This window comes from Zobellella iuensis, assembly GCF_016746085.1.
Classification (GTDB): domain Bacteria; phylum Pseudomonadota; class Gammaproteobacteria; order Enterobacterales; family Aeromonadaceae; genus Oceanimonas; species Oceanimonas iuensis.
In genome coordinates this window covers 580715-606736 of the sequence record NZ_JAERTZ010000025.1, presented here as the reverse complement: position 1 = coordinate 606736, position 26022 = coordinate 580715, and the positions used below count along the sequence as shown (strand labels likewise).

Sequence of the window (26022 nt, the reverse complement as noted above, 5' to 3'; positions counted from 1 at the left end):
GGATTTGATGGCCGATGATCTGATCATGCCCAAGGTGGCATGGTACAAGCGGAAGCTTGTCTGGGTAGTGTTGCTGGTGGTGCTGGCCGGTGCCGGCGGGGGGGCGGCATGGTGGTTGAAGCCGGCGGCCGATAGCTCGCAGGCGAACGGTGTCGAGGACAGCCAGGCCCTCTATGTCAGCATGTCCCGGCCTTTCATTTTCAGTGTGCCGGCCGGCATGCGCGAGCGCCTGGTTCAGGTCGAGGTGCAGCTGATGGTGCGGGGCGCGGCCCATGAGGCGACGGCCAAACGCCATCTGCCGCTGCTGGAAAGTACCCTGCTGGCGGTATTCAGCCGGCAGGGGGCCGATAATTACCTGTCGGCCGAGGGGAAGCTGGTGGTTCGCCAGGATGCCCAGAGCGAGCTGAATCAGGTGCTGGCAGAAGAGCTGGGTGAGCGGCTGATCGAACAGGTGCTCTTTACCGGCATCGTAATGCAATAGGTGAATCGTGAGCGATCTGTTATCCCAGGATGAAATCGATGCCCTGCTGCACGGGGTGGATGAGGTAAAGGAAGACACGGTCAAGAATGGTGACGGCGTTACCAGCTTCGACTTCTCTTCCCAGGATCGTATTGTCCGCGGGCGGATGCCGACCCTGGAAATGGTGAACGAGCGCTTCGCCCGCCATATGCGGATCAGCCTGTTCAATATGATGCGTCGTACCGCCGAGGTCTCCATCAACGGCGTGCAGATGCTCAAATTCGGCGAATATGTACATTCCCTGTTCCTGCCGACCAGCCTGAACATGGTGCGTTTTCGTCCGCTCAAGGGCATAGGGCTCATCACCATGGAAGCCCGCCTGGTGTTTATCCTGGTGGACAACTTCTTCGGTGGCGATGGCCGCCATGCCAAGATTGAAGGCCGTGAGTTCACCCCGACCGAACGGCGGGTCATCCAGCTGCTGCTGAAGCTGGTGTTCGAGGATTACAAGGAAGCCTGGGCCCCGGTGATGGACGTGGAGTTCGAATACCTGGACTCGGAAGTCAACCCGACCATGGCCAATATCGTCAGCCCGACCGAGGTGGTGGTGGTCAGCTCTTTTCATATCGAGCTGGATGGCGGTGGTGGTGATTTCCATGTGACCCTGCCTTACGGCATGCTGGAGCCGATCCGCGAGCTGCTGGATGCGGGGGTGCAAAGCGACAAGGGCGAGAACGACCTGCGCTGGGGCAAGGCGCTGCGCGACGAGATCCTGGATGTGGGGGTGGAGATGTCGGTGAAGCTGCTGGAGAAAGAGCTCAGCCTGCGCGACATCATGGAGCTGAAGGCCGGTGATATTATCCCTGTGGTCATGCCCGAGCACCTGTTGATCTCGGTCGAGGATCTGCCCACCTTCCGCGGCCAGCTGGGGCGGGCCGGCGAAAAAATGGCGGTCAGGATCAGCGAAAAAATCAAACGGCCGGAAACCGTCAAGACCGAACTGCACGAGGTGACCCGGCGCGGGGTGCGTATCGACGGGGAAGCCGAGCTGGAAGAACTGGAAAGAACCATTGAGGATGCGTCATGAGTGATGAGCAGAACGAGCTGGATGATGTGTGGGGCGAGGCCATGGCCGAGCAGGAGGCCACCGAGCCCCAGGTGAAGCGGGCCGAGCTGGACGACTTCAGCGATGCGGGGGCGCCACCGCTGACCGGCGAAGAGCGACGGAAACTTGACGCCATTCTGGATATTCCGGTCACCATCTCGATGGAGGTGGGGCGCAGCCAGATCAGCATTCGTAACCTGCTGCAACTGAACCAGGGCTCCGTGGTCGAGCTGGATCGGCTGGCCGGCGAGCCGCTGGATGTGATGGTGAACGGCACCCTGATCGCCCATGGCGAAGTGGTGGTGGTCAACGACAAGTTCGGGATCCGGCTGACCGATGTGATCAGCCAGACCGAACGGATCAGAAAGCTGAAATAATGGCCCGGCTACTGGTTTTATTCATGCTGCCGTTGCCCTCGCTGGCGCAGGGGCCCGAGATCCGATGGGATTCCTGGGCCCTGTCGTCGCTGCTGGTCATCGGCCTTATCGTGCTGCTGGGGGCGCTGGTGCGCAAGTTGCGGCTGCCCTCGGTATTGGGCGGCAGCCGGCAGCTCAAGGTGGTGGCGACCCTGGCGATCGGGCACCGGGAACGGCTGCTGGTGGTGCAGGTGGGGGAAGAGCAGTGGCTGCTCGGGGTGACGGCCCAGCAGATCTCCGGCCTGGGCAAGCTCGATCAGCCACTGGTGCCGGAGCAGGCCGGCACGCTGTTGGCGAGGCGGACCGATGCCAAGAATTAGCTGGTTGTTGCCGCTGTTGCTGCTGGCGATGCCGGCCATGGCCCAGCAGGGCATGTCGGCGGTGACCGTGACCAGCAATCCGGATGGCAGCCAGGAGTACAGCCTGACGCTGCAGGTGCTGGCGCTTATGACGGCGCTGTCGTTTCTGCCGGCCATGGTCATCATGATGACCTCCTTCACCCGTATCATCATAGTACTGTCGATCCTGCGCCAGGCCCTGGGCCTGCAGCAGAGCCCGTCCAACCAGGTGATGATAGGGATCAGCCTGTTCCTGTCTTTTTTTATCATGTCGCCGGTGCTGGATAGGGTGAATGCCCAGGCCCTGCAGCCTTACCTGGCGGAGGAAATCGACTCGCGCGAGGCCCTGCACCGGGCCGAGCAACCGATCCGGGACTTTATGCTGGCGCAGACCCGGGTCAAGGATCTCGACACCTTCCTGACCATCGCCAATATCCAGGTCAACGATGAAGAGGAAGTGCCGCTGCGGGTGCTGATCCCGGCGTTTGTGACCAGCGAGCTCAAGACCGCCTTCCAGATAGGCTTTATGCTGTTCTTACCCTTCCTGGTGATCGATCTGGTGGTGGCCAGCATACTGATGGCGATGGGCATGATGATGTTGTCGCCCATGCTGATTTCGCTGCCGTTCAAGCTGATGCTGTTTGTGCTGGTGGACGGCTGGAACCTGATCATGGGTACGCTGGCCAACAGCTTTGGCCTGGGAGCGGGGTAGTGAGTCCGGAAACCTTCGTCGACATCTTCCGCAGTGCGCTCTGGCTGGTCACCCTGCTGGTGTCGGCGGTGATACTGCCGAGCCTGGCCATCGGCCTGGTGGTGTCGATATTCCAGGCCGCCACTTCCATCAACGAACAGACCCTGAGCTTTCTGCCCCGGCTGTTGGTGACCCTGGGGGCCTTGGCGGTGGGGGCGCACTGGGGATTCGAGATGCTGATGGACTTCTTTTATGAGCTGATTTACCAGATCCCGCAAGTGATCGGGTAAAACAAGCTTGAAGCTTGAAGCTTGAAGCTGGAAGGGTGAGGAGTGAGGAGTGAGGAGTGAGGAGTGAGGAGTGAGGAGTGAGGAGTGGGGGGGAAGGGTGATAGGAGAGAAGGCGGTCATCTCCGCGAAGGCGGAGATCCATGACAGATTGCACTGGACTCCCGCCTTCGCGGGAGTGACAACAGAGTATTTACCACTTTGGAGTGTATTTTCAGTTACCGCTACTTCCAGCTTCCAGCTTCTAGCTTCTAGCTTCTAGCTTCCAGCCTCCCGCTTTATCCGGAGTTGAGATGTGAACTACACCACCGAGCAGATATTGTTGTGGCTGGCTTCCTACCTGTGGCCGCTGTGCCGCATCGCCGGCCTGATGATGACCATGGCGATGTTCGGTGCCCAGCTGACCCCTGCCTATAGCCGCTTGCTGCTGGCGCTGGCCACCACCATGGCGGTGGCGCCGGTATTGCCGCCCATGCCCGATATCGCCCTGTTTTCCGGCGGCGGTTTCCTGATCACGATACAGCAGGTATTGATCGGGGCCGTCATCGGCCTGCTGTCCCAGTTTTTATTGCAGACCTTCGTCACCGCCGGCCAGATCATCGCCATGCAGACCAGCCTGGGCTTCGCTTCCATGATGGATCCGCTCAACGGCCAGTCTACCCCGGTGGTGGGCCAGTTCTACCTGATGCTGGGCACTGTGCTGTTTCTGGCGCTGAACGGCCACCTGGTGATGATTGAGGCCATAGTGATGAGTTTCGACACCCTGCCCGTTGCGCTCAACGGCTTGTCGGTGTCCAGCTGGCAAAACCTGGCGGGGTTGCTGACCCTGCTGTTTCAGGGCGCCGTCGCCATGGCGCTGTCGGCCATCGTCGCCATGCTGCTGATCAATTTCAGTTTCGGGGTCATGACCCGGGCGGCGCCCCAGCTCAATATTTTCAGCGTGGGCTTTGCGGTCAGCATGGTTTGCGGCCTTTTTATCATGTGGCTGACCCTGGGGGGCTTTCTGAGCCATTTTGAAAATCAGTGGCTCAGGCTGCAGCTGGTGATGTGCGATAGCCTGCAGTTGAGCTGCGAAGGAGGCTGAATGGCGGAGTCGGACGGTCAGGAAAGAACGGAACAGCCCACGGAGCAGCGACTCCGGCAGGCACGGGAAAAAGGGCAGATCCCCCGCTCCAAGGAACTGGGGACGGCGGCGGTGTTGTTGAGCGCGGCCGCCGGCCTGTTGATGCTCAGTGGTCCGCTCGGCCGGGCCATGTCGCGCGTGTTCGAACAGAACTTCCGGGTCGAACGTGCCGTCCTGTTCGATCCCCAGACCATGATGCCGGCGTTGACGGACTCTCTGGTCAGCCTGATGTGGCCGCTGCTGGGGCTGTTCGCCATAGTGCTGGTGGCGGCACTGGTGGGCAACAGCCTGCTGGGGGGCTTCAACTTCAGCACCCAGGCGATGATGCCCAAGCTCAGCAAGATGAGTCCGCTCAAGGGCATCAAGCGGATGTTCGGGGTGCAGGCGCTGGTGGAACTGCTGAAGTCGGTGGCCAAGGTGGTGTTTATCGCCACCCTGGCGGTGTGGCTGCTGTGGAGCCAGTTCGAGAATATTCTGCGGCTGAGCAACGAAACCCTGCCGGCCGCCATGGTCGGTGCCCTGGAATTGCTGCTGTGGATGGGGTTGCTGTTGTGCCTGGCCCTGCTGCCCATAGTGGCCATAGATGTGCCTTTTCAACGCTGGAATCACACCCGCCAACTGAAGATGACGCTGCAGGAAATCAAGGACGAATATAAAAACACCGAGGGGAAACCCGAGGTCAAGGGCCGTATTCGCCGGCTGCAGCAGGAAATGGCCAACCGCCGCATGATGGCGGAAGTGCCCACCGCCGATGTGGTGGTGGTCAACCCCAGCCACTATTCGGTGGCCTTGCGCTACGACAAGGACAAGCCCGGCTCGGCGCCGGTGGTGGTGGCCAAGGGGCTGGATGAGATCGCGCTCAAGATCCGGGAAATCGCGCGGGAATACGAGGTGCCGGTGATCTCCTCGCCCGCCCTGGCCCGGGCCGTTTATCATTCCACCAAGCTCGACAGGGAAATTCCCGAGGGGCTGTTCGTGGCGGTGGCCCAGATCCTGGCCTACGTCTTCCAGCTGAACAGCTGGCGCAAGGGGCAGGGCCGCAAACCGGTGCCGCTGAAAGAGGATCTGCCGATACCGGATGAATATAAAGTCTGAAGCCGGAAGCTTGAAGAAGGCAATGTCAAGCTCCTTCCAGCTTCCAGCTAAAGTGGCTTGTTTTTTGCATTAAAAACCGCATCGGTTTTCAGCAGCACTTAACGTATTCATGGAATTCAGGGCAAAGCTTTTACAGGCAGGACAGTGGTCAAAATGGTTTCATAAAGGGCTGGGGACCCCGCTGCTGGTGCTGGCGGCACTGGGCATGGTGGTGCTGCCCATTCCCACCTTGCTGCTGGATGTGCTGTTTTCCTTCAATATCTCCCTGGCGCTGGTGATCCTGCTGGTGGCGGTCTACACCCAGCGGCCGCTGGATTTCGCCGCCTTCCCGACGATACTGCTGGTGGCGACCCTGCTGCGGCTGGCCCTGAACGTGGCCTCGACCCGGGTGGTGCTGCTGGAAGGGCACGAAGGGGGCAACGCCGCCGGTAACGTGATCGAGGCCTTCGGCTCCGTGGTGATCGGCGGCAACTATGCGGTGGGCCTTATCGTCTTCCTGATCCTGATGATCATCAACTTCGTGGTGGTGACCAAGGGCGCGGGACGGATCTCGGAAGTGAGCGCCCGCTTTACCCTGGACGCCATGCCCGGCAAGCAGATGGCGATTGACGCGGATCTGAACGCCGGCCTGATCAACCAGGACGAGGCGAGGCTGCGCCGGGATGAAGTGACCCGCGAGGCCGACTTCTACGGCTCCATGGACGGTGCCTCCAAGTTCGTCAAGGGCGATGCCATCGCCGGCATCATGATCCTCTTTATCAATATCATCGGCGGTTTCATCATCGGCATGGCCCAGCACGGCCTGCCGTTCGGGGAAGCTGCCCGGGTCTATACCCTGCTGACCATAGGCGACGGCCTGGTGGCGCAGATCCCCTCGCTGCTGTTGTCCATTGCCGCCGCCATCATAGTGACCCGCCAGAACACCCGCGAGGACATGGGCCAGGCGATGCTGGGGCAGCTGTTCGACAACCCCAAATCGTTGTCCATCGCCGCCGGTATCCTGATCACCATGGGCCTGGTGCCGGGCATGCCTCACTTCGCCTTCCTGTTGCTGGGCGGCCTGTCGGCGCTGGCCGCCTGGTGGCTGTACCGGCGCAATGCCAGGGTGCAGGAGCAGGCGGTGGAGCAGGAGAAGGCCCCGCCGGCGCTGGGCTCGGAGCCGAAAGAGCTGAGCTGGGATGACGTGGTCCAGGTCGACACCATCGGCCTGGAGGTCGGCTATCGCCTGATCAGCCTGGTCGACCAGTCCCAGGGTGGCGAGCTGTTGAGCCGCATCAAGGGGGTACGCAAGAAACTGTCCCAGGAGCTGGGTTTTCTCATTCCCGCGGTGCATATCCGCGACAACCTGGAGCTGGGGCCCAACCAATACCAGATCACCCTGATGGGGGTCAGCTCCGGGGCTGCCGATATTTACCCGGAACGGGAGCTGGCCATCAATCCGGGGCAGGTCTTCGGCACTGTAGCCGGCATCGATACCCGGGATCCGGCCTTCGGCCTGGAAGCCACCTGGATTGCCAAGGAGCAAATCGAGCAGGCCCAGAGCCTGGGCTATACGGTGGTGGATGCCGCCACCGTGGTGGCCACCCACCTGAGTCAGTTGCTGACCAATCATGCCTCCGTGTTGCTGGGCCATGAAGAGGTGCAGAACCTGATCGACCAGGTCGGCCGCAGCCAACCCAAGCTGGTGGAAGGGCTGGTCCCCAATACCCTCAACCTGGCCCTGGTGACCAAGGTACTGCAAAGCCTGCTCAACGAAGGGGTCAGCATCCGGGATATGCGCACCATATTGCAGACCCTGACCGAGTATGCGCCCAAGAGCCAGGATCCGGAGGTGCTGACCGCCGCCTGCCGTATCGCCCTGCGTCGTTTCATGGTGCAGGAAATCGCCGGCACCGAACGGGAGTTGCCGGTGATTACCCTGGCACCAGAGTTGGAACAGATTTTGCAGAATTCTTTGCAGGCAGGGGGAGCCCAGGGCAGCGGCATAGAGCCGGGCCTGGCCGAACGCATGCAGCAGTCGCTGGCCCAGGCCGCGGCCAACCAGGAAATGGAAGGGCAGCCTGCCATCTTGTTGACCTCCGGCATGTTGCGTACCACGTTGGCGCGCTTTGTCAAACACACTATTCCCAGTCTGCGGGTGTTGTCCTATCAGGAAGTGCCTGATGACCGTCAAATCCGCATTGTGGCGTCCGTTGGCCAGCAGTAGCAGGGTGGAAGCTGTAAATGAAGATTAAACGATTTTTTGCCAAGGACATGAGGGCCGCCCTGGCCGAAGTGAAGGAGGTGCTGGGGGCGGAAGCGGTGATCATGTCCAACAAGAAGGTCTCGGGGGGCATCGAAATCGTCGCCGCCGTCGATGACGACGAGCCGCCCTCGCCCGCGGCCCAGCGCCCCCTGGTGGAAGACAATGTCAGAATTTCGTCGCAGGCGCGTCAATTTGTTCCCCCCCTGGACGGGAAAAAACAGGCGGAGACCCTGCAGTCGCTGCTGATGCGCAGCCGTGCCGAGCCATCTCCCCAGACCCTGGCGGAGCAGGCCAGCTGGGCCGAGCCCGGAGGACGCAAGGAGCCGACCCTGGGACAGCCGAGGCCCTTGTCTGCGCAGGTCCCACGGCATGAGTCGCGTGAGGGCAGGCGTAAAGACAGCGCCAAAGACCAGGAGCTGAACGCCATGCGTCAGGAAATCGCCAGTATCCGGCGCCTGCTCGAGCATCAGGTCTCCGGCCTGATGTGGCAGGAGGTAGAGCGGCGGGAACCGGTGCGGGCCATGGTGATCAAGCAGCTGAACGACTTGGGCTTCAGCGATGGCTTCGCCGATCAACTGGCGACGCGGGTACCTGACCGGGTTCCGCCCCACGAGGCCTGGAGCCAGATCGAAGCGGCCCTGGTCCAGCAACTGACCACCGGCGAGGATGATATCCTGCGCCAGGGCGGCGCCGTGGCCCTGCTGGGGCCGACCGGGGTCGGCAAAACCACCACCATCGCCAAGCTGGCGGCACGCTTCGCCACCCGTTACGGCGCCGAACAGGTCGCCCTGATCACCACAGATCACTATCGTATCGGCGCCCATGAGCAGTTGCAGACCTACGGCCGCATCATGGGGGTGGTGGTCAAGCAGGCCAGGACGTATCAGGAACTGGCTCAGGCGCTGTACCACCTGCGCCATCGACGTTTGGTGCTGATTGACACCGCCGGCATGGGCCAGCGGGATCTGCGCCTGAACGAGCAGCTGGATACCCTGGTGGGCGACAAGCAAATCAAGATCCGCAATTATCTGGTTCTGCCGGCCACGGCCCAACGCCGGGTGCTGCAGGAGGCGGTGGATCATTTCCGCCGGATCCCCCTGGCCGGCTGCATCCTGACCAAGCTGGACGAAAGCCTGTCGCTGGGGGATGTGCTTGATATCAGCATTCAGAACGGCTTGCCCATCAGCTATATCACCGATGGCCAAAGGGTACCGGAGGATTTACGGCTGGCGGATCCCCGCGAGCTGGTCCGGCAAGCGCTGGGTACCGTAGAGCAGCGTCGGGAGGAGCCCTACTACTGGGATACCTCTGAGTCCGATGAAGAGGATGCGCGTTTTTATGAATAATTGGTTTCAGGACCAGGCGAGTGGGCTGCGGCTTATGCAGAAGACAAGCAGAGTACAGGTGATTGCGGTCACCGGCGGTAAGGGGGGGGTCGGCAAGACCAATATTAGCCTGAACATGGCCTCGGCGATGGCGGCCCAGGGCAAGCGGGTGATGGTGCTCGATGCCGATCTGGGGCTGGCGAATGTCGACGTGCTGTTGGGTATCCGGGTCACCCGCAACCTGTCCCATGTGCTCCGGGGCGAGTGCACCCTGGACGAGGTGCTGGTCGAGGGGCCCCAGGGCATCAAGATCATTCCTGCCACCTCCGGTAACCAGGCGATGACCGAGCTGTCGCCGCTGGAGCATGTCAGCCTGATCCGGGCCTTCAGCGAGCTGCAGACCCCGGTGGATGTGCTGCTGGTGGACACCGCCGCCGGCATTTCCGACATGGTGCTCAGTTTCTCCCGGGCGGCGCAGGAGGTGCTGGTGGTGGTGTGCGACGAGCCCACCTCCATCACCGATGCCTACGCCCTGATCAAGATCCTGTCCCGGGATTACGGGGTGTTCCGGTTCAAAATCGTGGCCAACATGGTACGCAGCCAGCGCGAAGGGCAGGAGTTGTTCGCGAAGCTGACCCGGGTGACCGACCGTTTTCTCGATGCGGCGCTGGAGCTGGTGGCCTGTGTGCCCTTCGACGGCAACCTGCGGCTGGCGGTGCGCCGTCAGGCGCTGGTGGTCAATCAGTATCCCCAGTCGCCTTCGGCCTTGGCCATCAAGCAGCTGGCGGGCAAGGCCCTGAGCTGGCCGGCCCCGCAGCGGGCCGGCGGGCATTTACAGTTTTTTATTGAAAAGCTGCTCAATCACCCGGTGGCGGAACAGGATGTCTGGAGTGAATAAAGCCCTGGCTTACGCCAGGCAGCAGGGCTCCCATCAGCTGGTTGAACGCCATGCCGGCCTGGTGCGGCGCATTGCCCAGCATCTGCTGGCGCGTCTGCCGGACAGCGTGCTGCTGGACGATCTGATCCAGTCGGGCATGGTGGGGCTGCTGGAGGCCGCGCGCAACTTCGATGCGGCCAAGGGCGCCAGTTTCGAAACCTTTGCCGGCATCCGCATTCGCGGCGCCATGCTCGACGAGATCCGCCGGGGCGACTGGGTACCGCGCTCGGTGCACAGGAACAGCCGCCAGATCGCCGAGGCGATCGCGGCGGTGCAGCGGCGGGAAGGGCGTAACGCCCAGGACCGGGAAGTGGCCCAGGAGCTGGGGGTGGAGCTGGATGCCTACTATGCCATGCTGCTGGATGCCAACAATGGCAAAATCCTCGAAATGGAAGAATTTGAATCCGGCGTCGACAGCCATGCCGAGCAGGGGGTTCACTCGGCGAGTCCGTTCGAGGAGATGTCCAGGGCCCGCTTTCTGCGCGCCTTGTCGAATCACATCAAGACGCTGCCCGAGCGAGAAGCGCTGGTGCTGTCCCTGTATTATGACGAAGAGCTCAACCTCAAGGAGATAGGGCAGGTGCTCGACGTCAGTGAGTCCCGGGTCAGCCAGATCCACAGTCAGGCCATGCACCGCTTGCGGGCCCGGTTAAGAGATTGGCAAAATTGAGGCGGGGCAATAGGTTATTGCCCGATTAATGGGTTATCCTGCTCAAGTTTCGGCGTTCGGAGCCGACACAGTAAGAAGACTTGTCATGTTCAGCGGCTGTTGGTTCGGCTGATAGGAGGAAAAGCTTGGACAAGAACATGAAAATCCTCATCGTGGATGATTTTTCCACCATGCGCAGGATTATTAAAAACCTACTCAGAGATCTCGGTTTCAATAATACCCACGAAGCCGACGACGGCACCACGGCGCTGCCGATGCTGAAGAGTGGTGATTTTGATTTTGTGGTGACCGACTGGAATATGCCCGGCATGCAGGGTATCGATCTGCTGCGAGCCATCCGGGCCGACGACAAGCTCAAGCACCTGCCGGTGTTGATGGTGACCGCCGAAGCCAAGCGCGAGCAGATTATCGCCGCGGCCCAGGCCGGTGTGAACGGCTACGTGGTAAAACCCTTTACCGCCGCCACCCTCAAAGAAAAACTCGAAAAGGTTTTCGAGCGCATCGGATAGAAGGCAGCGAGATGGCACAACAGAAAGGAATGATAAGCCTGGAGCAGGCCCGGGAGCTGGTCGCCATGCTTGAGCGCGGCGATCAAGATGGCGCCGACCGCTATCTTGCCGACGTGTGCATGCCGCAGGCCAAGGAGTTACTGGAACAGGTCGGACAATTGACCCGCCAGCTGCATGACGCGCTGCAGGAGTTCCGCAACGACCCCCGCTTGCCCGAACTGGCGGCAAGTGAAATCCCCGATGCGAAGGAACGGCTGAATTACGTCATCGACATGACCGACAAGGCCGCCAACCGGACCATGGATGCCGTCGAAGCCAGCCTGCCCATCGCCGATCGACTCAATGACCGTATCCAGCAGGTCATGCCGGGCTGGCGGGAGCTGATGAACCGCCAGTTGGAACTGAACCGGTTCAAGGAGCTGTGTTTCCAGCTCGATGATTTTCTCAAGGATTCCGAGCAGGATGCCGACAAGTTAAGGCAATTGCTCACCGAGATCCTGATGGCGCAGGATTATCAGGATTTGACCGGCCAGATGATCCGCAAGGTCATCAACCTGGTGCATGAGGTGGAGGCCAAGCTGGTCGAGATCCTGTCTGTGTTCGGCCGTTTGCCGGGCATGGAAGACGTCAAAGCGGCGCCGAAACCTGCCCCGGCCTCGGCCATTGCCGCCGAGGGCCCGATCATGAATAAAGAACATCGTAACGACGTGGTCTCTGATCAGGACGGGGTTGATGATCTTCTGTCCAGTTTGGGATTCTAAGGAGAGAGCATGGGCTTTGAGGTAGACGAGGATATTCTGCAGGACTTTCTGGTGGAGGCATCGGAAATCCTGGAGCAGCTGTCGGAGCAGTTGGTGACCCTGGAACGGCGGCCCGACGACAAGGACTTGCTCAATGCGATTTTCCGTGGCTTTCACACCGTCAAGGGGGGCGCCGGTTTTTTGTCGCTGACCGCGCTGGTGGATACTTGTCACAAAGCCGAAAACGTGTTCGATATTCTGCGTACCGGCCAGCGGCGGGTGACGTCCGAACTGATGGATGTGATCCTGCGCGCACTGGATACCGTCAACAGCATGTTTGCCGAGATCCAGAACCGTCTCGAGCCGACGCCGGCCGAGCCGGCGCTGCTCGAAGAGCTGGGGCGCTATTGCCTGCCGGCCGGGGCCGATGAGCCGGCGCCGTCGATCATCGACCACCAGCCCGTTACGCCGGTGGCCGCCGCAACGCCCGTGGCATCGTCCATTGCCGAGCTGAGCGAGAGCGAATACCGGCAGATGCTGGACGAGCTGGCACCGGAAAGCGTCGCCGAGACCCCGGGTGACGACATTACCGACGATGAATTCGAAGCCTTGCTGGATCAACTGCACGGTGCCGGCAAGCACGGCGGCACACCGCAGCCGGCAGCGGCGCCGGCAACGAGTCCGGCGGAGGCGCCGGCAACGGACGCTCCGGCGGCGTCCGCCGAGCTTATCGACGACAGCGAATTTGAAGCACTGCTGGATCAGTTGCACGGGGCGGGCAAGGGGCCTTCCGCCGGCGCGGCGCCGGCAGTGGCGCCGGTGCTGCCGTCCCGTGCGCCAGCCCCCCAGCCGGCGATGCCCGCGGCCGAGCAGATCCCGGCCGACAAGACCCCGGCCCGGCCGGCGGCCCAGCAGAGTGCGCAGCCGGATACCACGGTACGGGTGGATACCAAGACCCTCGACAATATCATGAACATGGTGGGGGAGCTGGTGCTGGTCCGCAACCGCCTGCTCAGCCTGGACGCCAGCCACGAGAATGAGGAAATCACCAAGGCGGTGACCAATCTGGATGCGGTGACCGGTGATCTGCAGGGCGCGGTGATGAAAACCCGGATGCAGCCGATCAAGAAGGTGTTCGGCCGTTTTCCGCGGGTGGTGCGCGATCTGGCGCGCAGCCTGAACAAAGAGATCAACCTGGAAATGGTCGGTGAAGAGACCGACCTCGACAAGAACCTGGTCGAGGCCCTGGCCGATCCCCTGGTGCACCTGGTACGCAACTCCTGCGATCACGGCGTGGAACTGCCGGCGGTGCGGGAAGCGGCCGGCAAGCCGAGAACCGGCCTGATCCGGCTGACCGCCTCCCAGGAAGGGGACCATATCCTGCTGGGTATCGAGGACGACGGTGCCGGCATGGATCCGGAGAAGCTCAAGAGCATCGCCATCGAACGCGGCATTCTCGATGCCGACGGCGCGGCGCGGATGAGCGACCGCGAGGCCTACAACCTGATCTTCGCGCCCGGTTTCTCCACCAAGAAGGAAATCACCGATGTGTCGGGCCGGGGCGTGGGCATGGACGTGGTCAAGACCGGCATCAGTGCGGTCAACGGCTCCATCCTGATCGACTCGGAAAAGGGCAAGGGCACCCGGCTGCAGATCAAGGTGCCGCTGACCCTGGCGATATTGCCGACCCTGATGGTGCTGGTGGGCAAGCAGACCTTCGCCTTGCCGCTGACCAACGTCAACGAAATATTCCACCTGGATTTGACCCGCACCAGCATGGTGGACGGCCAGCTCACCATAGTAGTGCGCAACAGGGCCATCCCCCTGTTTTATCTGCAGGACTGGCTGCTGCGGGGGAAAGGCCGCCAGCGCAAGGAACAGGGCCATGTGGTCATAGTGATGATCGGCAACCAGCAGGTGGGCTTTGTGGTCGACGGCCTGATCGGTCAGGAAGAGGTGGTGATCAAGCCCCTCGATCAGTTGCTGCACGGCACTCCCGGCATGGCCGGGGCGACCATCACCAGCGATGGGGGCATTGCCCTGATCCTGGACATCGCCGGCCTGATCAAGGCGTACGCCCGCCGTTACGCCTAATAACAACAAGGGAGCACGACGACAAAAATGGCTATCCGGGTATTAGTAGTTGATGATTCGAGTTTCTTCCGACGCCGGGTCAGCGAGATCCTGAATCAGGATCCGCTGCTGACCGTGGTGGATACGGCGGCCAATGGCCAGGAAGCGGTGGAAAAGGCGAAGTCGGTGCGCCCCGATGTGATCACCATGGACATCGAGATGCCGGTGATGGATGGCATCTCCGCGGTACGCGCCATCATGAAGGCGAGCCCCACCCCCGTGCTGATGTTTTCTTCCCTGACCCATGAAGGGGCCAAGGCGACCCTGGATGCCCTGGATGCCGGGGCCATGGATTTTCTGCCCAAGCGGTTCGAGGATATCGCCCGCAGCAAGGAAGAGGCGATTCAGCTGTTGCAACAGCGGGTCAAGGCCATTGCCCGCCGCCGTGCCATTATCTCGCCGCGTCCGGCGACGACGGTACGCCCGTCTGCCGTCTTTTCCGGCGAACGGGAACGGGTGCCGAGCGCCGCGCTCGCCGCGCCGCCCGTCGCCGAGCGTCGCGGCCTGCCCCGGCGCAGCGGCAAGAGTTATCAGTTGCTGGCGATCGGCACCTCCACCGGTGGCCCGGTGGCGCTGCAGAACGTGCTGACCAAGCTGCCGGCCAGTTTTCCGCACCCCATAGTGCTGATCCAGCATATGCCCGGCACCTTCACCACGGCCTTTGCCGCCCGGCTCGACGGCCTGTGCCAGATCCGGGTCAAGGAGGCGGAGGATGGGGATCAGTTGCGCCCCGGTCACGCCTACCTGGCCCCCGGCGGCAAGCAGATGCTGTTCGAAGGACGTCCGGGCGCGGCCCGGCTGCGCATCATGGACGGCAACGACAAGGTCAACTACAAGCCCTGTGTCGACATTACCTTCGCCTCTGCCGCCAAGACCTACGGTGGCAATGTGCTGGCGGTGGTGCTGACCGGCATGGGCGCGGACGGGCGCGAAGGTGCCCGGCTGCTGAAAGAGCAGGGCGCCAATATCTGGGCCCAGGACGAAGAGACCTGCGTGGTCTACGGCATGCCCCAGGCGGTGGCCAAGGCCGGCATCGCCAGCGAATCGCTGCCCTTGCCGCTGATCGGCGATGCCATCGTCGGCGAGATGGGGGCCTGAGATGGCATTGGCCGGGCTGTTGCTGGCCCTGGTGTGCATCACCCTGGCGCAGTGGTGGCACGGCGGCAGCCTGTGGGGCCTGGTGGATGGCCCGGCCTTGTTGATCGTGTTCGGCGGTACCCTGGGGGCGGTGCTGCTGCAGACGCCCTGGCACCAATGCAAGGGGGCGCTGAAGGCATCGGCGGCTCTGTTTCGCAAACCGGCATGGCCCTTTCATGAGCAGGCCTCGCGGCTGCTGCGCTGGTCGAACGAGGCGCGCCAGGCCGGCTTTCTGGCGCTGGAGCCCCGGCTGGCCAGCGGCGAGCTGGATGCCTTTACCCGCCAGGGACTGCAGTGGTTGGTGGACGGCACCGAGCCGCAGGTACTGGAGCAGTTGCTGGACAACGAGCTGGATCGGCTGGAAGAGCAAAAAGAGCTGGAGGCCAGGGTGTTCGAGGCCATGGGCGGATACAGCCCCACCATCGGCATTATCGGCGCCGTGCTGGGCCTGATCCAGGCCATGTCCCATCTGGATGAACCCAACCTGCTGGGCGCCGGCATTGCCGTGGCCTTTGTCGCCACCCTCTATGGGGTGGGGCTCGCCAACCTGCTGCTGCTGCCATTGGCGAACCGGCTGCGGGCCCTCTACCGGCTGGAATTGCGTTATTTCGAGCTGACCGCCATCGGGCTGCTGGCGATTGCCCGGGGGGACGGCAGCCTGGCGGTCAGCCGGCAATTGGCCCAGTACCAGGGGCAGCGGCAGTGAAGCGCCGCTCGCTGACGCGGCGACCGCACAGCGCCGGCCTGGATCGCTGGCTGGTATCCTATGCGGACTACATGACCCTGGTGTTTGCGCTCTTCGTGGTGCTGTATGCCCTCCATGCCAGCAAGAGCGAAGGGCAGCAGCAGCTGGCCGAGGGGATGCAGCAGGCACTGGTGCGCTTGAGTGGCCAGCAGCCGCCCGACGCGGTGGCGGTACCAACGGCGGTGGCCGCCGCGGATGAAGCGCTGGCGCTGGCGGATGCGGAGCCGTTGGACTCGAGCCTGGCCGAACTGGAGCAACAGCTGTACCGGCAACTGGCCCCGCTGATCGAGCAGCAACTGGTCGAATTTGAGCGGGACGGAGACTGGCTGACCCTGAACCTCGATGGCGATTTGCTGTTCGCCAGTGGCAGCGCCCTGCTCGGCCCCAACAGCCGGCCGGTGCTGGGCACCCTGGTGCCGGTGCTGGCGCAGGGCAATCATTATATCCGGGTGCGGGGCTATGCGGACCGGATGCCGATCAGCAACGAGCTTTATTCCTCCAACTGGCAACTTTCCGCGGAACGGGCGAGGGCGGTACTGGAATGGCTGTTGCGTGCGGGCATCGCGGCACCCCGCCTGGCGCTGGAAGCCTTCGGCGAGTATCAGCCCCGGGATCTGTCCCGCGGCGAGCGGGGGCGGGCACTCAACCGGCGGGTGGAGATTGCGCTGTCGTCCCGGCAATGGCAGCCGCGGCCGTCCTTGCCATCCCGCCCCCTGGTAGCGGAGCAGGGGCCAGGACTCAGGGTTTATGAGCTGCCCGGTGGCGGCATACGTATCAGCACGGAACAGGACTAGCCAGTGATTGTTTGGACAGTAGCAAATCAAAAAGGCGGTGTCGGTAAAACCACGACAGTGGTGGCGCTCGCCGGCTTGCTGGCGCAGCTCAACAAAAGGGTGCTGTTGATCGATACCGATCCCCACGGCTCGTTGACCGCTTATCTCGATTATGAAACCGATGCCCTGCCGCATACCCTGTTCGATCTGTTTCAGGCGGAGCGCCCCGGGCGCCGGCTGTTCGAGCAGGTGGCCCTGGGCACCCGGTTCGATGGCCTGACCCTGCTGCCGGCGTCGATCTCGCTGGCCACGCTGGAGCGTACCTCCAGCAGCCGCGAAGGCATGGGCCTGGTGCTGAAGCGCCTGCTGGCGGAGGTGAAAGATGACTTCGATGTGGCCATCATCGACTGCCCGCCGGTGCTGGGAGTGATGATGGTCAATGCGCTGGCGGCCTGCGATCGTATCCTGGTGCCGGTGCAGACCGAGTTTCTCGCCCTCAAGGGGCTGGAGCGGATGGTCAGCACCTTCAACCTGATGCACAAGGCCAAGAAAGACGGCTTCAACTATACGGTGGTGCCGACCATGTATGATCAGCGTACCCGGGCCTCGGTGCAGAGCCTGGACAGTCTCAAGCAGCGTTATGGCAGTCATGTCTGGCCCTCGGTGATTCCGGTGGACACCAAGTTTCGCGATGCCAGCCTGCGCCATGAACCTCCTTCTTATTATGCCAAGGGCTGCCGGGGCGTGTACGCCTACCAGACTCTGCTGCGCTATCTGTGGCGGCTCGACGGCGTGGATCAGCCCCTATGAATAAACGACAATTTGACGCCCTCGACGATTATTTCGGCGCGCTGCTGGAAGAAACCGCGCCGGCGTTGCATTCCCAGCCGGAGCCACCGGCCGAGCCGGTAGCGGCTTTTGCCGATCCCGCCGAGGAACAACGGCGCCAGGCGCTGGAAGCCTTGCTGGCCCGGGTGGCCGAGCTGAAGGAGGAAGAAAGCGCCTCGCCGGTGGCCGAGACCGTGATCGTCGAGCCCGAGCCGGCGGTCGTGGCCGATGTCGCCGAAATCAGTGAGCCGACGCAGATATTGCAGATGCAAGCGGAGCCTGCAGAGTCCGCCTGGCGTAATATGGACACCGAGAGCAGTTTCCAGGTGCTGTTTTTCGAGGTGGCCGGCATGACTTTCGCGGTGCCCCTGACTCACCTGGGGGGGATATATCAGATGTCCCGGATGACCAGCCTGTTCGGCAAGCCGGACTGGTTCGCCGGCGTGCTGACCGAGCGCCAGCGCCAGCTGTATGTGGTGGATACCGCGCGCTGGGCCATGCCCGGTCATCAGGCCCGGGAAGAGTATCAGTATCTGGTGACCCTGGGCGAGAGCAACTGGGGGCTGGGTTGTCATCAGCTCAAGGGCACCGCGCTGTTGCACCGGGAGCAGGTCAAGTGGCGCGCCAGCCCGGGCTCTCGGCCCTGGCTGGCGGGCATGGTAAAAGAAAAAATGTGCGCCCTGCTGCACGTGGATGCCTTGATCGGGCTCTTGGAGCAGGGTAAGAATATCGACGGACAACAAGCCTGAGCAGGCATAAGGGTAGCCTATGAATAGTCATCGCAATGTAGCTGAGAATCTTGCCGAGGGTGAAGTGTTGCAGTGGGTCACCTTCCGTCTGGACAATGAAACCTATGGCATCAATGTCATGCAGGTACAGGAAGTGCTGCGTTACAGCGACATTGCACCGGTGCCCGGGGCGCCGGAGTATGTGCTGGGCATCGTTAATCTGCGCGGCAACGTGGTCACAGTGCTGGATACCCGGCTGCGTTTCGGGCTGGAGCCGGCGGAGGTGACCGACAATACCCGCATCGTCATCATCGAGGCCGAAAAGCAGGTCATCGGCATCCTGGTCGACAGCGTGGCCGAGGTGGTTTATCTCAAGTCTTCCGAGATCGAGAGCGCGCCCAACGTGGGCACCAGTGAAAGCGCCAAGTTTATCCAGGGGGTATGTAACCGGGAGCAGGAGCTGCTGATCCTGGTGGATCTGGACAAGCTGTTGTCCGATGACGAGTGGGATGAGCTGGGTCAGCTCTGATGTGGCTGCAACCGGCATTTATCCTGGCCATGGCTGCGCTGATGCTGGCCATGGTCGCCCTGCTGGTGGCCTGGATGATGTGGCGGCTGTGCCAGCGTAAGCTCGAGGCCATGAGCCGGCTGATGCGGGAGCTGACGCGTACCCGGGAGAGTTACCGCAAGCAGCTGGAAGAGCTGCAGGCGGCCAATATCGGGCTGGGCAAGCGAGTCGCCGAGCTGCATCGCCAGCTCGGCCTGCTGCAGGAGCAGCAGCAGGAGCTGGCGCTGAAGGATCCCCAGAGCAAGCTGTACAGCCGGGCTACCCGCATGGTTCAGCTGGGGGCGGACGTGGAAGAGATCATGGCCGAGTGCGAGATGCCGCGGGCCGAAGCCGAACTGCTGTTGTCCCTGCATCGCAAACCGTAGCTTGAAGGGATCGGTCAGAGTTTTAGTCAAGCCCTGCTGTCTGCTTTGACGAAGTGAAGAGGTAACCCTGTTGCCTCTTCACTAACAGCTAACAGGTGTTTACTGGCGATCATCTTTCGGCGATTCCATTACCACCATGGTGGAGATGGAATTGACCTGGTGACATTCACCCAGCACATCGGAGTGAAACCGCTTGTAGTCCGCCAGGCTCGCGGTTTCCACCCGCAGCAGATATTCATTCGTTCCAGTGATATTGTGGCACTCCACCACTTCTTTCACATAGCGGACATGCTCTTCAAAGCCATTCTGGGCTTTCTTGCTGTGATCGGACAAACCTATCGCCACATAGGCAATAAATCCGCACCCCATCTTCTGGTTATCCAGCACGACCCGGTAGCCTCTGATCACCTTCCGGCGCTCGAGTTCTTGAACTCGGCGCAGTGTGGCAGAGGGAGACAGTCCCACTCGTTCGGCCAGTTCCACGTTCGGGAGCCGGCCATTCAGTTTCAGCTCTTGCAATATTCTTTCGTCAAATTTATCCATAGCGTAGATTTGTTGTTTATTTTAAGTTTATGCAATGAATTCAAGCACAAAATTGCCCTTAAGAACAATTATCCTGTGTCTGTCTGGGGCGTATTTCTACGGCGAGTTCTTGCCATGCAGGAACCAACCGGCCTGAATCCGGCCCATGGTGATCCGTTATCATCCGTTTTCAGCAGGAGCCCCCATGCCTATCGAGCAACTCTGGCCGCTGGTCATGTTCGCCTTCGTGACCTCTTTCACTCCCGGCCCGAACAACATCATGTTAATGACCTCGGGCGCCAACATCGGCTTTGTCCGCACTATCCCTCACATGATGGGCGTGACGCTCGGTTTCAGTGTGATGGTGGTCGTGGTCGGTATCGGGCTGACCGGCATTTTTCTCCGCTATCCGGCGCTGCATCACATTCTGAAGGTGGTGTGTCTGATCTATCTGGTCTGGCTGGCGATCAAAATTGCCATGAGTAAACCAGGCAACAAGGAGCAAGAGTATCAGCCGATGAGTTTTAGCGCTGCCGCCATATTTCAGTGGGTCAATCCCAAGGCCTGGTCCATGGCCTTGACGACGGTCAGCGTTTACAATCCGAGCGCCGACGGGGTGGGGTTGGTGCTGATAGCTCTGGTCTTTGGGCTGGTGAATCTGCCCTGTGTGAGTATCTGGGCTGCCGCCGGTAAACAACTGAGCCACATGCTGACCCACCCCATACAGGTACGCCGCTTCAACCTGGTCATGGGTGGGCTGCTGCTTGTCTCCACGCTGCCCATGCTGTGATCGGAACGGGCTCTTCATTTCCGTCGTAGCAGGCAACCGGACTGGTGACGAAGAGACAAGCCTTCAGCCGACTTTGTTCCAGCGCAATAAATCCGGCGATTTTAACCTTCACCGGAGCGAAACTAAGGCCATCATGGGCGCCCTGTGCTAGACTGGCGCCCATTTTTAATGGTCTGAACACTGATCTATGCTTGAAGCCAGAGCTTTAACCTGTGTCCGTGAAGAGCGCACTCTGTTCAGCGAGTTATCGTTAACGGTTTCTCCCGGCGAGCTGGTACAGGTGGCGGGCCCCAACGGGGTCGGCAAAACCAGCCTGCTGCGGCTGCTGGCCGGTTTGTCCCGTCCCTACGGCGGGGAAGTGTACTGGTCCGGCGAAAATATCGAGCAATGTCGCGATATTTACCATCAGGAATTGTTCTACCTCGGCCATCAGGCCGGTATCAAACATGAGCTGACCGCCTTCGAAAACCTGGCTTTTTTCCGCCGCATGCACCATCTCGGCAGCACGGTCAACCTGTGGGAGGTGCTGGCGCTGGTGGGGCTGGCCGGGCTGGAGGATCAGTATGCCGGCCAGCTGTCGGCCGGGCAGAAGCGCCGGGTGGCCCTGGCCCGGTTGTGGCTGGGCGGCCCCAGGCTGTGGATCCTGGACGAGCCCTTTACCGCCATCGACAAACACGGGGTCAAGGTGCTGGAGCGGCTGTTGCTGGAACATACCGATACCGGCGGCATGGTGCTGATCACCACCCACCAGGACCTGTCCCTGAGTGCCGACCGGGTGCGTACCCTGCACCTGAGTCCCTTCCAGGAGAAAGACGCATGAACGCCATGTTTACCGGCGTGGTCCGGCGCGAATTGGTGTCGGCCTTGCGCCGGCGCGCCGATATCCTCAACCCGCTGTGGTTTTTCATTATCGTCATTACCCTCTTTCCCCTGGGGATCGGCCCCGAGCCGGCCCTGCTGGCGCGCATCGCCCCGGGCATCGTCTGGGTGGCGGCGCTGCTGTCGTCGCTGCTGGCGCTGGAGCGGCTGTTCCGGGACGATTTTATTGACGGCACCCTGGAACAATTAATGCTGATGCCCTGTCCTTTAGGCGTACTGGCCCTGGCCAAGGTGCTGGCGCACTGGCTGCTGACCGGCTTGCCGCTGCTGCTGCTGTCGCCTCTGGTGGCGGTGCTGCTGAGTCTGGATCTGGCCGGTTTTCTGGGCGTGTTCTGGACCCTGTTGCTGGGCACGCCCATCCTCAGTCTGCTCGGTGCCATCGGGGTGGCCCTGACGGTGGGTATCGGCAAGGGCGGCGTACTGCTGAGCCTGCTGACCCTGCCGCTCTATATTCCGGTGCTGATCTTCGCCACCTCGGCGATAGAGGCGGCCACCATGGGGGTGCCCTACAATGGTCAGCTGGCGATTCTGGGGGCCATGCTGGCGGGCAGCATCACCCTGGCGCCCTTCGCCATAGCGGCGGCGTTGCGGGTGAGTGTGAACTAGGCCTGCGGGCAAAGGTTTTTTGAGCGGCGGATTTAGGGTATCTTGAATTCGTGTGAACAATGTGTGATACAAAAAAAGGTCTGTGAGCAAGATGTGGAAATGGTTACATCCCTATGCCAAGCCCGAAGAGGCCTACCGGCTGGCCGGGCTCTGGCTGCCCTGGTTCGTTGTATTCAGCGTGATTTCGTTTGCGGTCGGCCTGGCCTGGGGGCTGGCCTTCGCCCCTGCCGATTACCAGCAGGGTGATGCCTTCCGCATCATCTATATCCATGTGCCTTCCGCCATCATGTCGATGGGGGCTTACTCCTCGATGGCGGTGGCCGCCTTTATCGGCCTGGTGTGGCAGATCAAGACCGCCGACATGGCGGTGGCGGCCATCGCCCCGGTGGGCGCCGTTTTCACCTTTATCGCGCTCTTTACCGGCGCCGCCTGGGGCAAGCCCATGTGGGGCACCTGGTGGGTGTGGGACGCCCGCCTGACCTCGGAGCTGATCCTGCTGTTCCTCTACCTGGGCGTCATCGCCCTGTACAACGCCATTTCCGACAAGGTGCTGGCCGGCCGGGCGGCGGGCATACTGGCGCTGGTGGGGGTGATCAACCTGCCCATCATCCACTATTCGGTGGAGTGGTGGAACACCCTGCACCAGGGCGCCACCATCACCAAGTTCGCCAAGCCGTCCATTTCCAACGACATGCTCTGGCCGCTGCTGATCATGATACTGGCGTTTATCTGTTTCCTGGGCGCGCTGACCCTGATGCGGCTGCGCAACGAGCTGATCCGGCGGGAGTCGCACCGGCCCTGGGTACTGAAAATGGCGGAGGAACAGGATGAAATTTGAAAGCTGGTCCGCATTCTGGGCCATGGGCGGCTACGGCTTCTATGTCTGGCTGTCCTTTGCCGTGACCCTGCTGGCCCTGCTCGGGTTGGTGGTGGCCACCATAACAACGAAGAAACGCTTGCTGCGCGAGGTCAAACAGAAACAAGCCCGGGTCGCCCGTCGCAAGGCCGCCCAGAAGTTGGAGAACACCTTATGAACCCAAGACGTAAGAAGCGGATGACCCTGCTGGTAGCCGTGGTGGTTGGTTTGTCGGTCATGACCGCTCTGGTGCTCTATGCATTGCAGCAGAATATCGACCTCTTCTATACCCCGACCGAGCTGGTGCAGGGCAAGGGCAAGGACAACATCAAGCCGGAAGTGGGCCAGCGCCTGCGCATCGGCGGCCTGGTGGTACCGGGATCCGTGTCCCGGGATCAGCAAAGCCTGAAGGTCAGCTTCGATCTGATCGATGCGGGCGGTGAAAAGGTGACGGTGCTGTTCGACGGCATCTTGCCGGACCTGTTCCGGGAAGGGCAGGGCATAGTGGCCCAGGGTAATCTGGAAAATGCCCGCACCGTCAATGCCTTCGAGGTGCTGGCCAAGCACGATGAAGAATACATGCCGGCCGAGGTGGCGGAGGCGCTCAAAGGGATGGAGCACTTCAAGCCGGAATATACCGAGGAACAGCTGCAAGGGAGTCGTTCATGATCCCTGAGATAGGCCAATTTACCCTGATCCTGGCCCTGGCGGCGACCGTCATCCTGAGTATCTATCCGCTGCTGGGTGCCGCCCGCGGCAACGTCAGCATGATGCTGCTGGCCCGGCCGCTGGCCTACGCCCAGTTCGGCTTCCTGCTGGTGTCTTTCCTCTGCCTGACCTGGGCTTTTATCGATCACGACTTTACCGTGCTCTACGTGGCTTCCAATTCCAACAGCCTGTTGCCGCTGGAATATCGTATTTCGGCGGTGTGGGGCGCCCACGAGGGCTCCCTGCTGCTGTGGGTGCTGATCCTGGCGGGCTGGACCGCGGCGGTGGCCCGTTTCAGCCGGGCCCTGCCGCTGGATGCGGTGGCCCGGGTGCTGAGCGTGATGGGCATGGTGGGCATCGGCTTTTTGCTGTTCGTGCTGCTCACCTCCAACCCCTTCGAACGGACCCTGCCCTATTTCCCGGTGGACGGCCGGGATCTCAACCCGCTGCTGCAGGATCCGGGGCTTATCTTCCATCCGCCCATGCTGTACATGGGCTATGTGGGCTTTTCCGTGGCCTTCGCCTTCGCCATCGCCTCGCTGATGACCGGCAAGCTGGACGCGGCCTGGGCCCGCTGGTCCCGGCCCTGGACCATGGCCGCCTGGGTCTTCCTGACCCTAGGCATCGCGCTCGGCTCCTGGTGGGCCTATTACGAGCTGGGCTGGGGCGGCTGGTGGTTCTGGGATCCGGTGGAAAACGCCTCCTTTATGCCCTGGCTGGCGGGCACGGCGCTGATTCATTCCTTGGCGGTGACCGAAAAGCGGGCCACCTTCAAGGCCTGGACGGTGCTGTTGGCGATCATGGCCTTCTCGCTCAGCCTGCTCGGCACCTTCCTGGTTCGCTCTGGGGTGCTGGTGTCGGTACATGCCTTCGCCTCGGATCCGACCCGGGGCCTGTTCATCCTGGTGTTCCTGCTGCTGGTGGTGGGCTCGTCGCTGCTGCTGTACGCCATCAAGGGCGCCGAAGTGCGCAGCCACGGCAAGCATGAGCTGGCCAGTCGGGAAACCATGCTGCTCGGCAACAACATAGTGCTGATGGCGGGGCTGGTGGTGGTGTTGATCGGCACCCTGCTGCCCCTGGTACACAAGGAGCTCGGCCTGGGCAGCATCAGCATAGGCGCGCCCTTCTTCGACAGCCTGTACGCCTGGCTGATCATTCCCTTCGCCCTGTTGCTGGGGGCGGGCCCGCTGTTCCGCTGGCGCCGCCAGCAGATGAAGGACGTCAACGGCAAGCTGCTGTTTGCCCTGGCCGCGAGTACGGTGCTGGGACTGGCCTTGCCCTGGTGGTTTGCCGAGAATTTCGAAATCTGGGCGGCGGTGGGCATCGGCCTCGGCATCTTTATCGTGATCACCAGCCTGCAGGAAACCTGGATCCGCGCCACCCACAAGCACCGTTTCGGCGTGGGGGTGCGCAAGCTCGGCAACAGCCACTGGGCCATGATCCTCGGCCACGTCGGCCTGGCGGTGTCCATCATCGGTATCAGTTGCACCCAGATCTACAGCATCGAGCGGGACGTGCGCATGAGCAAGGGCGACAGCGTCACCTTCGCCGGCTACACCTTCACCTTCGAGGGCACCCGCCGGGCCGACGGCCCCAACTACGAGGGCTTCAAGGGAGTGATCGGGGTGGCCAAGAACGGCCGGCCGCTGACCGAACTGCGCGCCGAGAAGCGGATGTACGTGGTGCAGCGCATGCCCATGACCGAGGCGGCCATCAACGCCGGCTTTACCCGGGATCTGTACGCCGCCCTGGGCGAAGAGCTGAACGACGGCGCCTGGGCGGTGCGGCTCTACTACAAGCCGTTCGTGCGCTGGATCTGGTTCGGCGCCGTGCTGATGTCCATCGGTGGTGTCATTGCCATGGTCGACAAGCGCTATCGTTTCGGCCGTAAACGCGAGCAGGAGGTTGCATGAACCGCCGTATCCTGATCCTGTCCATTCCGCTGCTGCTGTTCCTCGGCGCCAGCGTCTTCCTGTACAAGGGGTTGTTCTCCGATCCCACCAAACTGGAGTCGGTACTGATCGATCAGCCGATCCCGGAGTTCACCCTGCAGGACCTGCACGATCTCGACAAGCAGCACGGCAAGGACATCTTCACCGGCCGGCCCATGCTGCTCAATGTGTGGGCCACCTGGTGCCCGACCTGCTATGCCGAGCATGAGTACCTGAACGAGCTGAAGGCGAAGCAGGGCATTCACATTATCGGCATGAACTACAAGGACGAGCGCGACAAGGCCCTGCGTTGGCTGACCAACCTGGGCAACCCCTATGCCATCGATCTCTACGATCCCCGCGGCATGCTGGGCCTCGACCTGGGGGTGTACGGTGCGCCGGAAACCTTCCTGATCGACAGTTCGGGGGTGATCCGTTACCGCCATGTGGGGGATGTCAACGAGCAGGTCTGGCAGCAGACCCTCAAGCCCATTTTCGAGCGGATGGAGTAA

The 26022-nt window shown here is 61.8% G+C and carries 31 protein-coding genes; 30 read left to right on the top strand and 1 reads right to left on the bottom strand.

Annotated elements, in window-relative coordinates:
* Positions 1-7: 7 nt before the first annotated feature.
* The 22 genes from JKV55_RS13765 to JKV55_RS13660 all read left to right on the top strand — a co-directional run bounded on the left by JKV55_RS13765 (position 8) and on the right by JKV55_RS13660 (position 19218).
* The gene (locus JKV55_RS13765; protein WP_202086658.1) at positions 8-481 is read left to right on the top strand and encodes a flagellar basal body-associated FliL family protein; all 474 of its coding nucleotides are present in this window, start codon (positions 8-10) and stop codon (positions 479-481) included.
* Positions 482-488: 7 nt separating this feature from the next.
* On the top strand, positions 489-1547 hold the full coding sequence (fliM, locus tag JKV55_RS13760; protein WP_202086642.1) for a flagellar motor switch protein FliM: 1059 nt from the start codon (positions 489-491) through the stop codon (positions 1545-1547).
* Positions 1544-1942, top strand: coding sequence for a flagellar motor switch protein FliN (fliN, locus tag JKV55_RS13755; RefSeq protein ID WP_202086639.1), 399 nt, complete (start codon positions 1544-1546; stop codon positions 1940-1942). Before fliM ends, fliN begins: the two co-directional genes overlap by 4 nt.
* Complete coding sequence (fliO, locus tag JKV55_RS13750) at positions 1942-2301, top strand: flagellar biosynthetic protein FliO (protein WP_202086636.1); 360 nt, start codon at positions 1942-1944, stop codon at positions 2299-2301. The genes fliN and fliO overlap by 1 nt, the downstream gene beginning before the upstream one ends.
* Positions 2288-3031 carry a flagellar type III secretion system pore protein FliP gene (fliP, locus tag JKV55_RS13745; RefSeq protein WP_202086634.1) on the top strand — a complete coding sequence of 248 codons (744 nt, stop codon included), beginning with the start codon at positions 2288-2290 and terminating at the stop codon, positions 3029-3031. Before fliO ends, fliP begins: the two co-directional genes overlap by 14 nt.
* Positions 3031-3300, top strand: coding sequence for a flagellar biosynthesis protein FliQ (fliQ, locus tag JKV55_RS13740; protein ID WP_202086624.1), 270 nt, complete (start codon positions 3031-3033; stop codon positions 3298-3300). The genes fliP and fliQ overlap by 1 nt, the downstream gene beginning before the upstream one ends.
* 292 nt (positions 3301-3592) lie before the next feature.
* Positions 3593-4381, top strand: coding sequence for a flagellar biosynthetic protein FliR (gene fliR / locus JKV55_RS13735; protein ID WP_202086622.1), 789 nt, complete (start codon positions 3593-3595; stop codon positions 4379-4381).
* Positions 4382-5515, top strand: coding sequence for a flagellar biosynthesis protein FlhB (gene flhB, locus JKV55_RS13730; protein ID WP_202086619.1), 1134 nt, complete (start codon positions 4382-4384; stop codon positions 5513-5515).
* A 109-nt stretch (positions 5516-5624) separates the two neighbouring features.
* Positions 5625-7721: a flagellar biosynthesis protein FlhA gene (gene flhA, locus JKV55_RS13725; RefSeq protein ID WP_202086614.1), complete on the top strand. Its 2097-nt coding sequence runs from the start codon at positions 5625-5627 to the stop codon at positions 7719-7721.
* A 17-nt stretch (positions 7722-7738) separates the two neighbouring features.
* Positions 7739-9106, top strand: coding sequence for a flagellar biosynthesis GTPase FlhF (gene flhF / locus JKV55_RS13720; RefSeq protein WP_202086611.1), 1368 nt, complete (start codon positions 7739-7741; stop codon positions 9104-9106).
* Positions 9099-9983, top strand: coding sequence for a MinD/ParA family ATP-binding protein (locus JKV55_RS13715; protein WP_202086608.1), 885 nt, complete (start codon positions 9099-9101; stop codon positions 9981-9983). The genes flhF and JKV55_RS13715 overlap by 8 nt, the downstream gene beginning before the upstream one ends.
* Positions 9976-10692 (top strand): RNA polymerase sigma factor FliA, encoded by a 717-nt coding sequence (locus JKV55_RS13710; RefSeq protein WP_439654909.1) that lies wholly within the window; start codon positions 9976-9978, stop codon positions 10690-10692. Before JKV55_RS13715 ends, JKV55_RS13710 begins: the two co-directional genes overlap by 8 nt.
* Before the next feature lie 137 nt (positions 10693-10829).
* Positions 10830-11201 (top strand): chemotaxis response regulator CheY, encoded by a 372-nt coding sequence (gene cheY, locus JKV55_RS13705; RefSeq protein ID WP_439654908.1) that lies wholly within the window; start codon positions 10830-10832, stop codon positions 11199-11201.
* Positions 11202-11212: 11 nt separating this feature from the next.
* On the top strand, positions 11213-11962 hold the full coding sequence (locus tag JKV55_RS13700; RefSeq protein ID WP_202086599.1) for a protein phosphatase CheZ: 750 nt from the start codon (positions 11213-11215) through the stop codon (positions 11960-11962).
* Positions 11963-11971: 9 nt separating this feature from the next.
* Positions 11972-14035, top strand: a complete 2064-nt coding sequence (locus tag JKV55_RS13695; protein WP_202086596.1) for a chemotaxis protein CheA — start codon at positions 11972-11974, stop codon at positions 14033-14035.
* Positions 14036-14062: 27 nt separating this feature from the next.
* Positions 14063-15172: a protein-glutamate methylesterase/protein-glutamine glutaminase gene (locus JKV55_RS13690; RefSeq protein ID WP_202086593.1), complete on the top strand. Its 1110-nt coding sequence runs from the start codon at positions 14063-14065 to the stop codon at positions 15170-15172.
* Position 15173: 1 nt separating this feature from the next.
* Positions 15174-15917 carry a flagellar motor protein gene (locus JKV55_RS13685; RefSeq protein WP_202086590.1) on the top strand — a complete coding sequence of 248 codons (744 nt, stop codon included), beginning with the start codon at positions 15174-15176 and terminating at the stop codon, positions 15915-15917.
* Entirely contained in the window at positions 15914-16750 is an 837-nt protein-coding gene (locus JKV55_RS13680) for an OmpA/MotB family protein (protein ID WP_202086587.1), read from the top strand. Before JKV55_RS13685 ends, JKV55_RS13680 begins: the two co-directional genes overlap by 4 nt.
* A 3-nt stretch (positions 16751-16753) precedes the next feature.
* Positions 16754-17539, top strand: coding sequence for a ParA family protein (locus tag JKV55_RS13675; RefSeq protein ID WP_202086584.1), 786 nt, complete (start codon positions 16754-16756; stop codon positions 17537-17539).
* Complete coding sequence (locus JKV55_RS13670) at positions 17536-18306, top strand: chemotaxis protein CheW (RefSeq protein ID WP_202086581.1); 771 nt, start codon at positions 17536-17538, stop codon at positions 18304-18306. Before JKV55_RS13675 ends, JKV55_RS13670 begins: the two co-directional genes overlap by 4 nt.
* A gap of 19 nt (positions 18307-18325) precedes the next feature.
* Entirely contained in the window at positions 18326-18814 is a 489-nt protein-coding gene (locus tag JKV55_RS13665; protein ID WP_202086579.1) for a chemotaxis protein CheW, read from the top strand.
* Complete coding sequence (locus tag JKV55_RS13660) at positions 18814-19218, top strand: DUF2802 domain-containing protein (RefSeq protein ID WP_202086577.1); 405 nt, start codon at positions 18814-18816, stop codon at positions 19216-19218. The genes JKV55_RS13665 and JKV55_RS13660 overlap by 1 nt, the downstream gene beginning before the upstream one ends.
* A gap of 99 nt (positions 19219-19317) precedes the next feature.
* Here the strand turns inward: JKV55_RS13660 and JKV55_RS13655 are convergent, their stop codons facing one another.
* Positions 19318-19761: an Lrp/AsnC family transcriptional regulator gene (locus JKV55_RS13655; protein ID WP_202086575.1), complete on the bottom strand. Its 444-nt coding sequence runs from the start codon at positions 19759-19761 to the stop codon at positions 19318-19320.
* 184 nt (positions 19762-19945) lie between these two features.
* On the opposite strand from JKV55_RS13655, the gene JKV55_RS13650 reads away from it, so the two are divergent.
* From JKV55_RS13650 to JKV55_RS13615, 8 genes are all read left to right on the top strand, one after another.
* Positions 19946-20530: a LysE family translocator gene (locus JKV55_RS13650; RefSeq protein WP_202086572.1), complete on the top strand. Its 585-nt coding sequence runs from the start codon at positions 19946-19948 to the stop codon at positions 20528-20530.
* A 187-nt stretch (positions 20531-20717) separates the two neighbouring features.
* Positions 20718-21350, top strand: coding sequence for a cytochrome c biogenesis heme-transporting ATPase CcmA (ccmA, locus tag JKV55_RS13645; protein ID WP_202086570.1), 633 nt, complete (start codon positions 20718-20720; stop codon positions 21348-21350).
* On the top strand, positions 21347-22015 hold the full coding sequence (gene ccmB, locus JKV55_RS13640; RefSeq protein ID WP_202086556.1) for a heme exporter protein CcmB: 669 nt from the start codon (positions 21347-21349) through the stop codon (positions 22013-22015). The genes ccmA and ccmB overlap by 4 nt, the downstream gene beginning before the upstream one ends.
* A gap of 91 nt (positions 22016-22106) precedes the next feature.
* Positions 22107-22853 (top strand): heme ABC transporter permease, encoded by a 747-nt coding sequence (locus JKV55_RS13635; RefSeq protein ID WP_202086554.1) that lies wholly within the window; start codon positions 22107-22109, stop codon positions 22851-22853.
* Positions 22843-23049, top strand: a complete 207-nt coding sequence (gene ccmD, locus JKV55_RS13630) for a heme exporter protein CcmD (RefSeq protein WP_202086552.1) — start codon at positions 22843-22845, stop codon at positions 23047-23049. Before JKV55_RS13635 ends, ccmD begins: the two co-directional genes overlap by 11 nt.
* Complete coding sequence (gene ccmE / locus JKV55_RS13625) at positions 23046-23540, top strand: cytochrome c maturation protein CcmE (RefSeq protein WP_202086550.1); 495 nt, start codon at positions 23046-23048, stop codon at positions 23538-23540. The genes ccmD and ccmE overlap by 4 nt, the downstream gene beginning before the upstream one ends.
* Positions 23537-25492, top strand: a complete 1956-nt coding sequence (locus JKV55_RS13620; RefSeq protein WP_202086547.1) for a heme lyase CcmF/NrfE family subunit — start codon at positions 23537-23539, stop codon at positions 25490-25492. Before ccmE ends, JKV55_RS13620 begins: the two co-directional genes overlap by 4 nt.
* Positions 25489-26022: a DsbE family thiol:disulfide interchange protein gene (locus tag JKV55_RS13615; RefSeq protein ID WP_202086545.1), complete on the top strand. Its 534-nt coding sequence runs from the start codon at positions 25489-25491 to the stop codon at positions 26020-26022. The genes JKV55_RS13620 and JKV55_RS13615 overlap by 4 nt, the downstream gene beginning before the upstream one ends.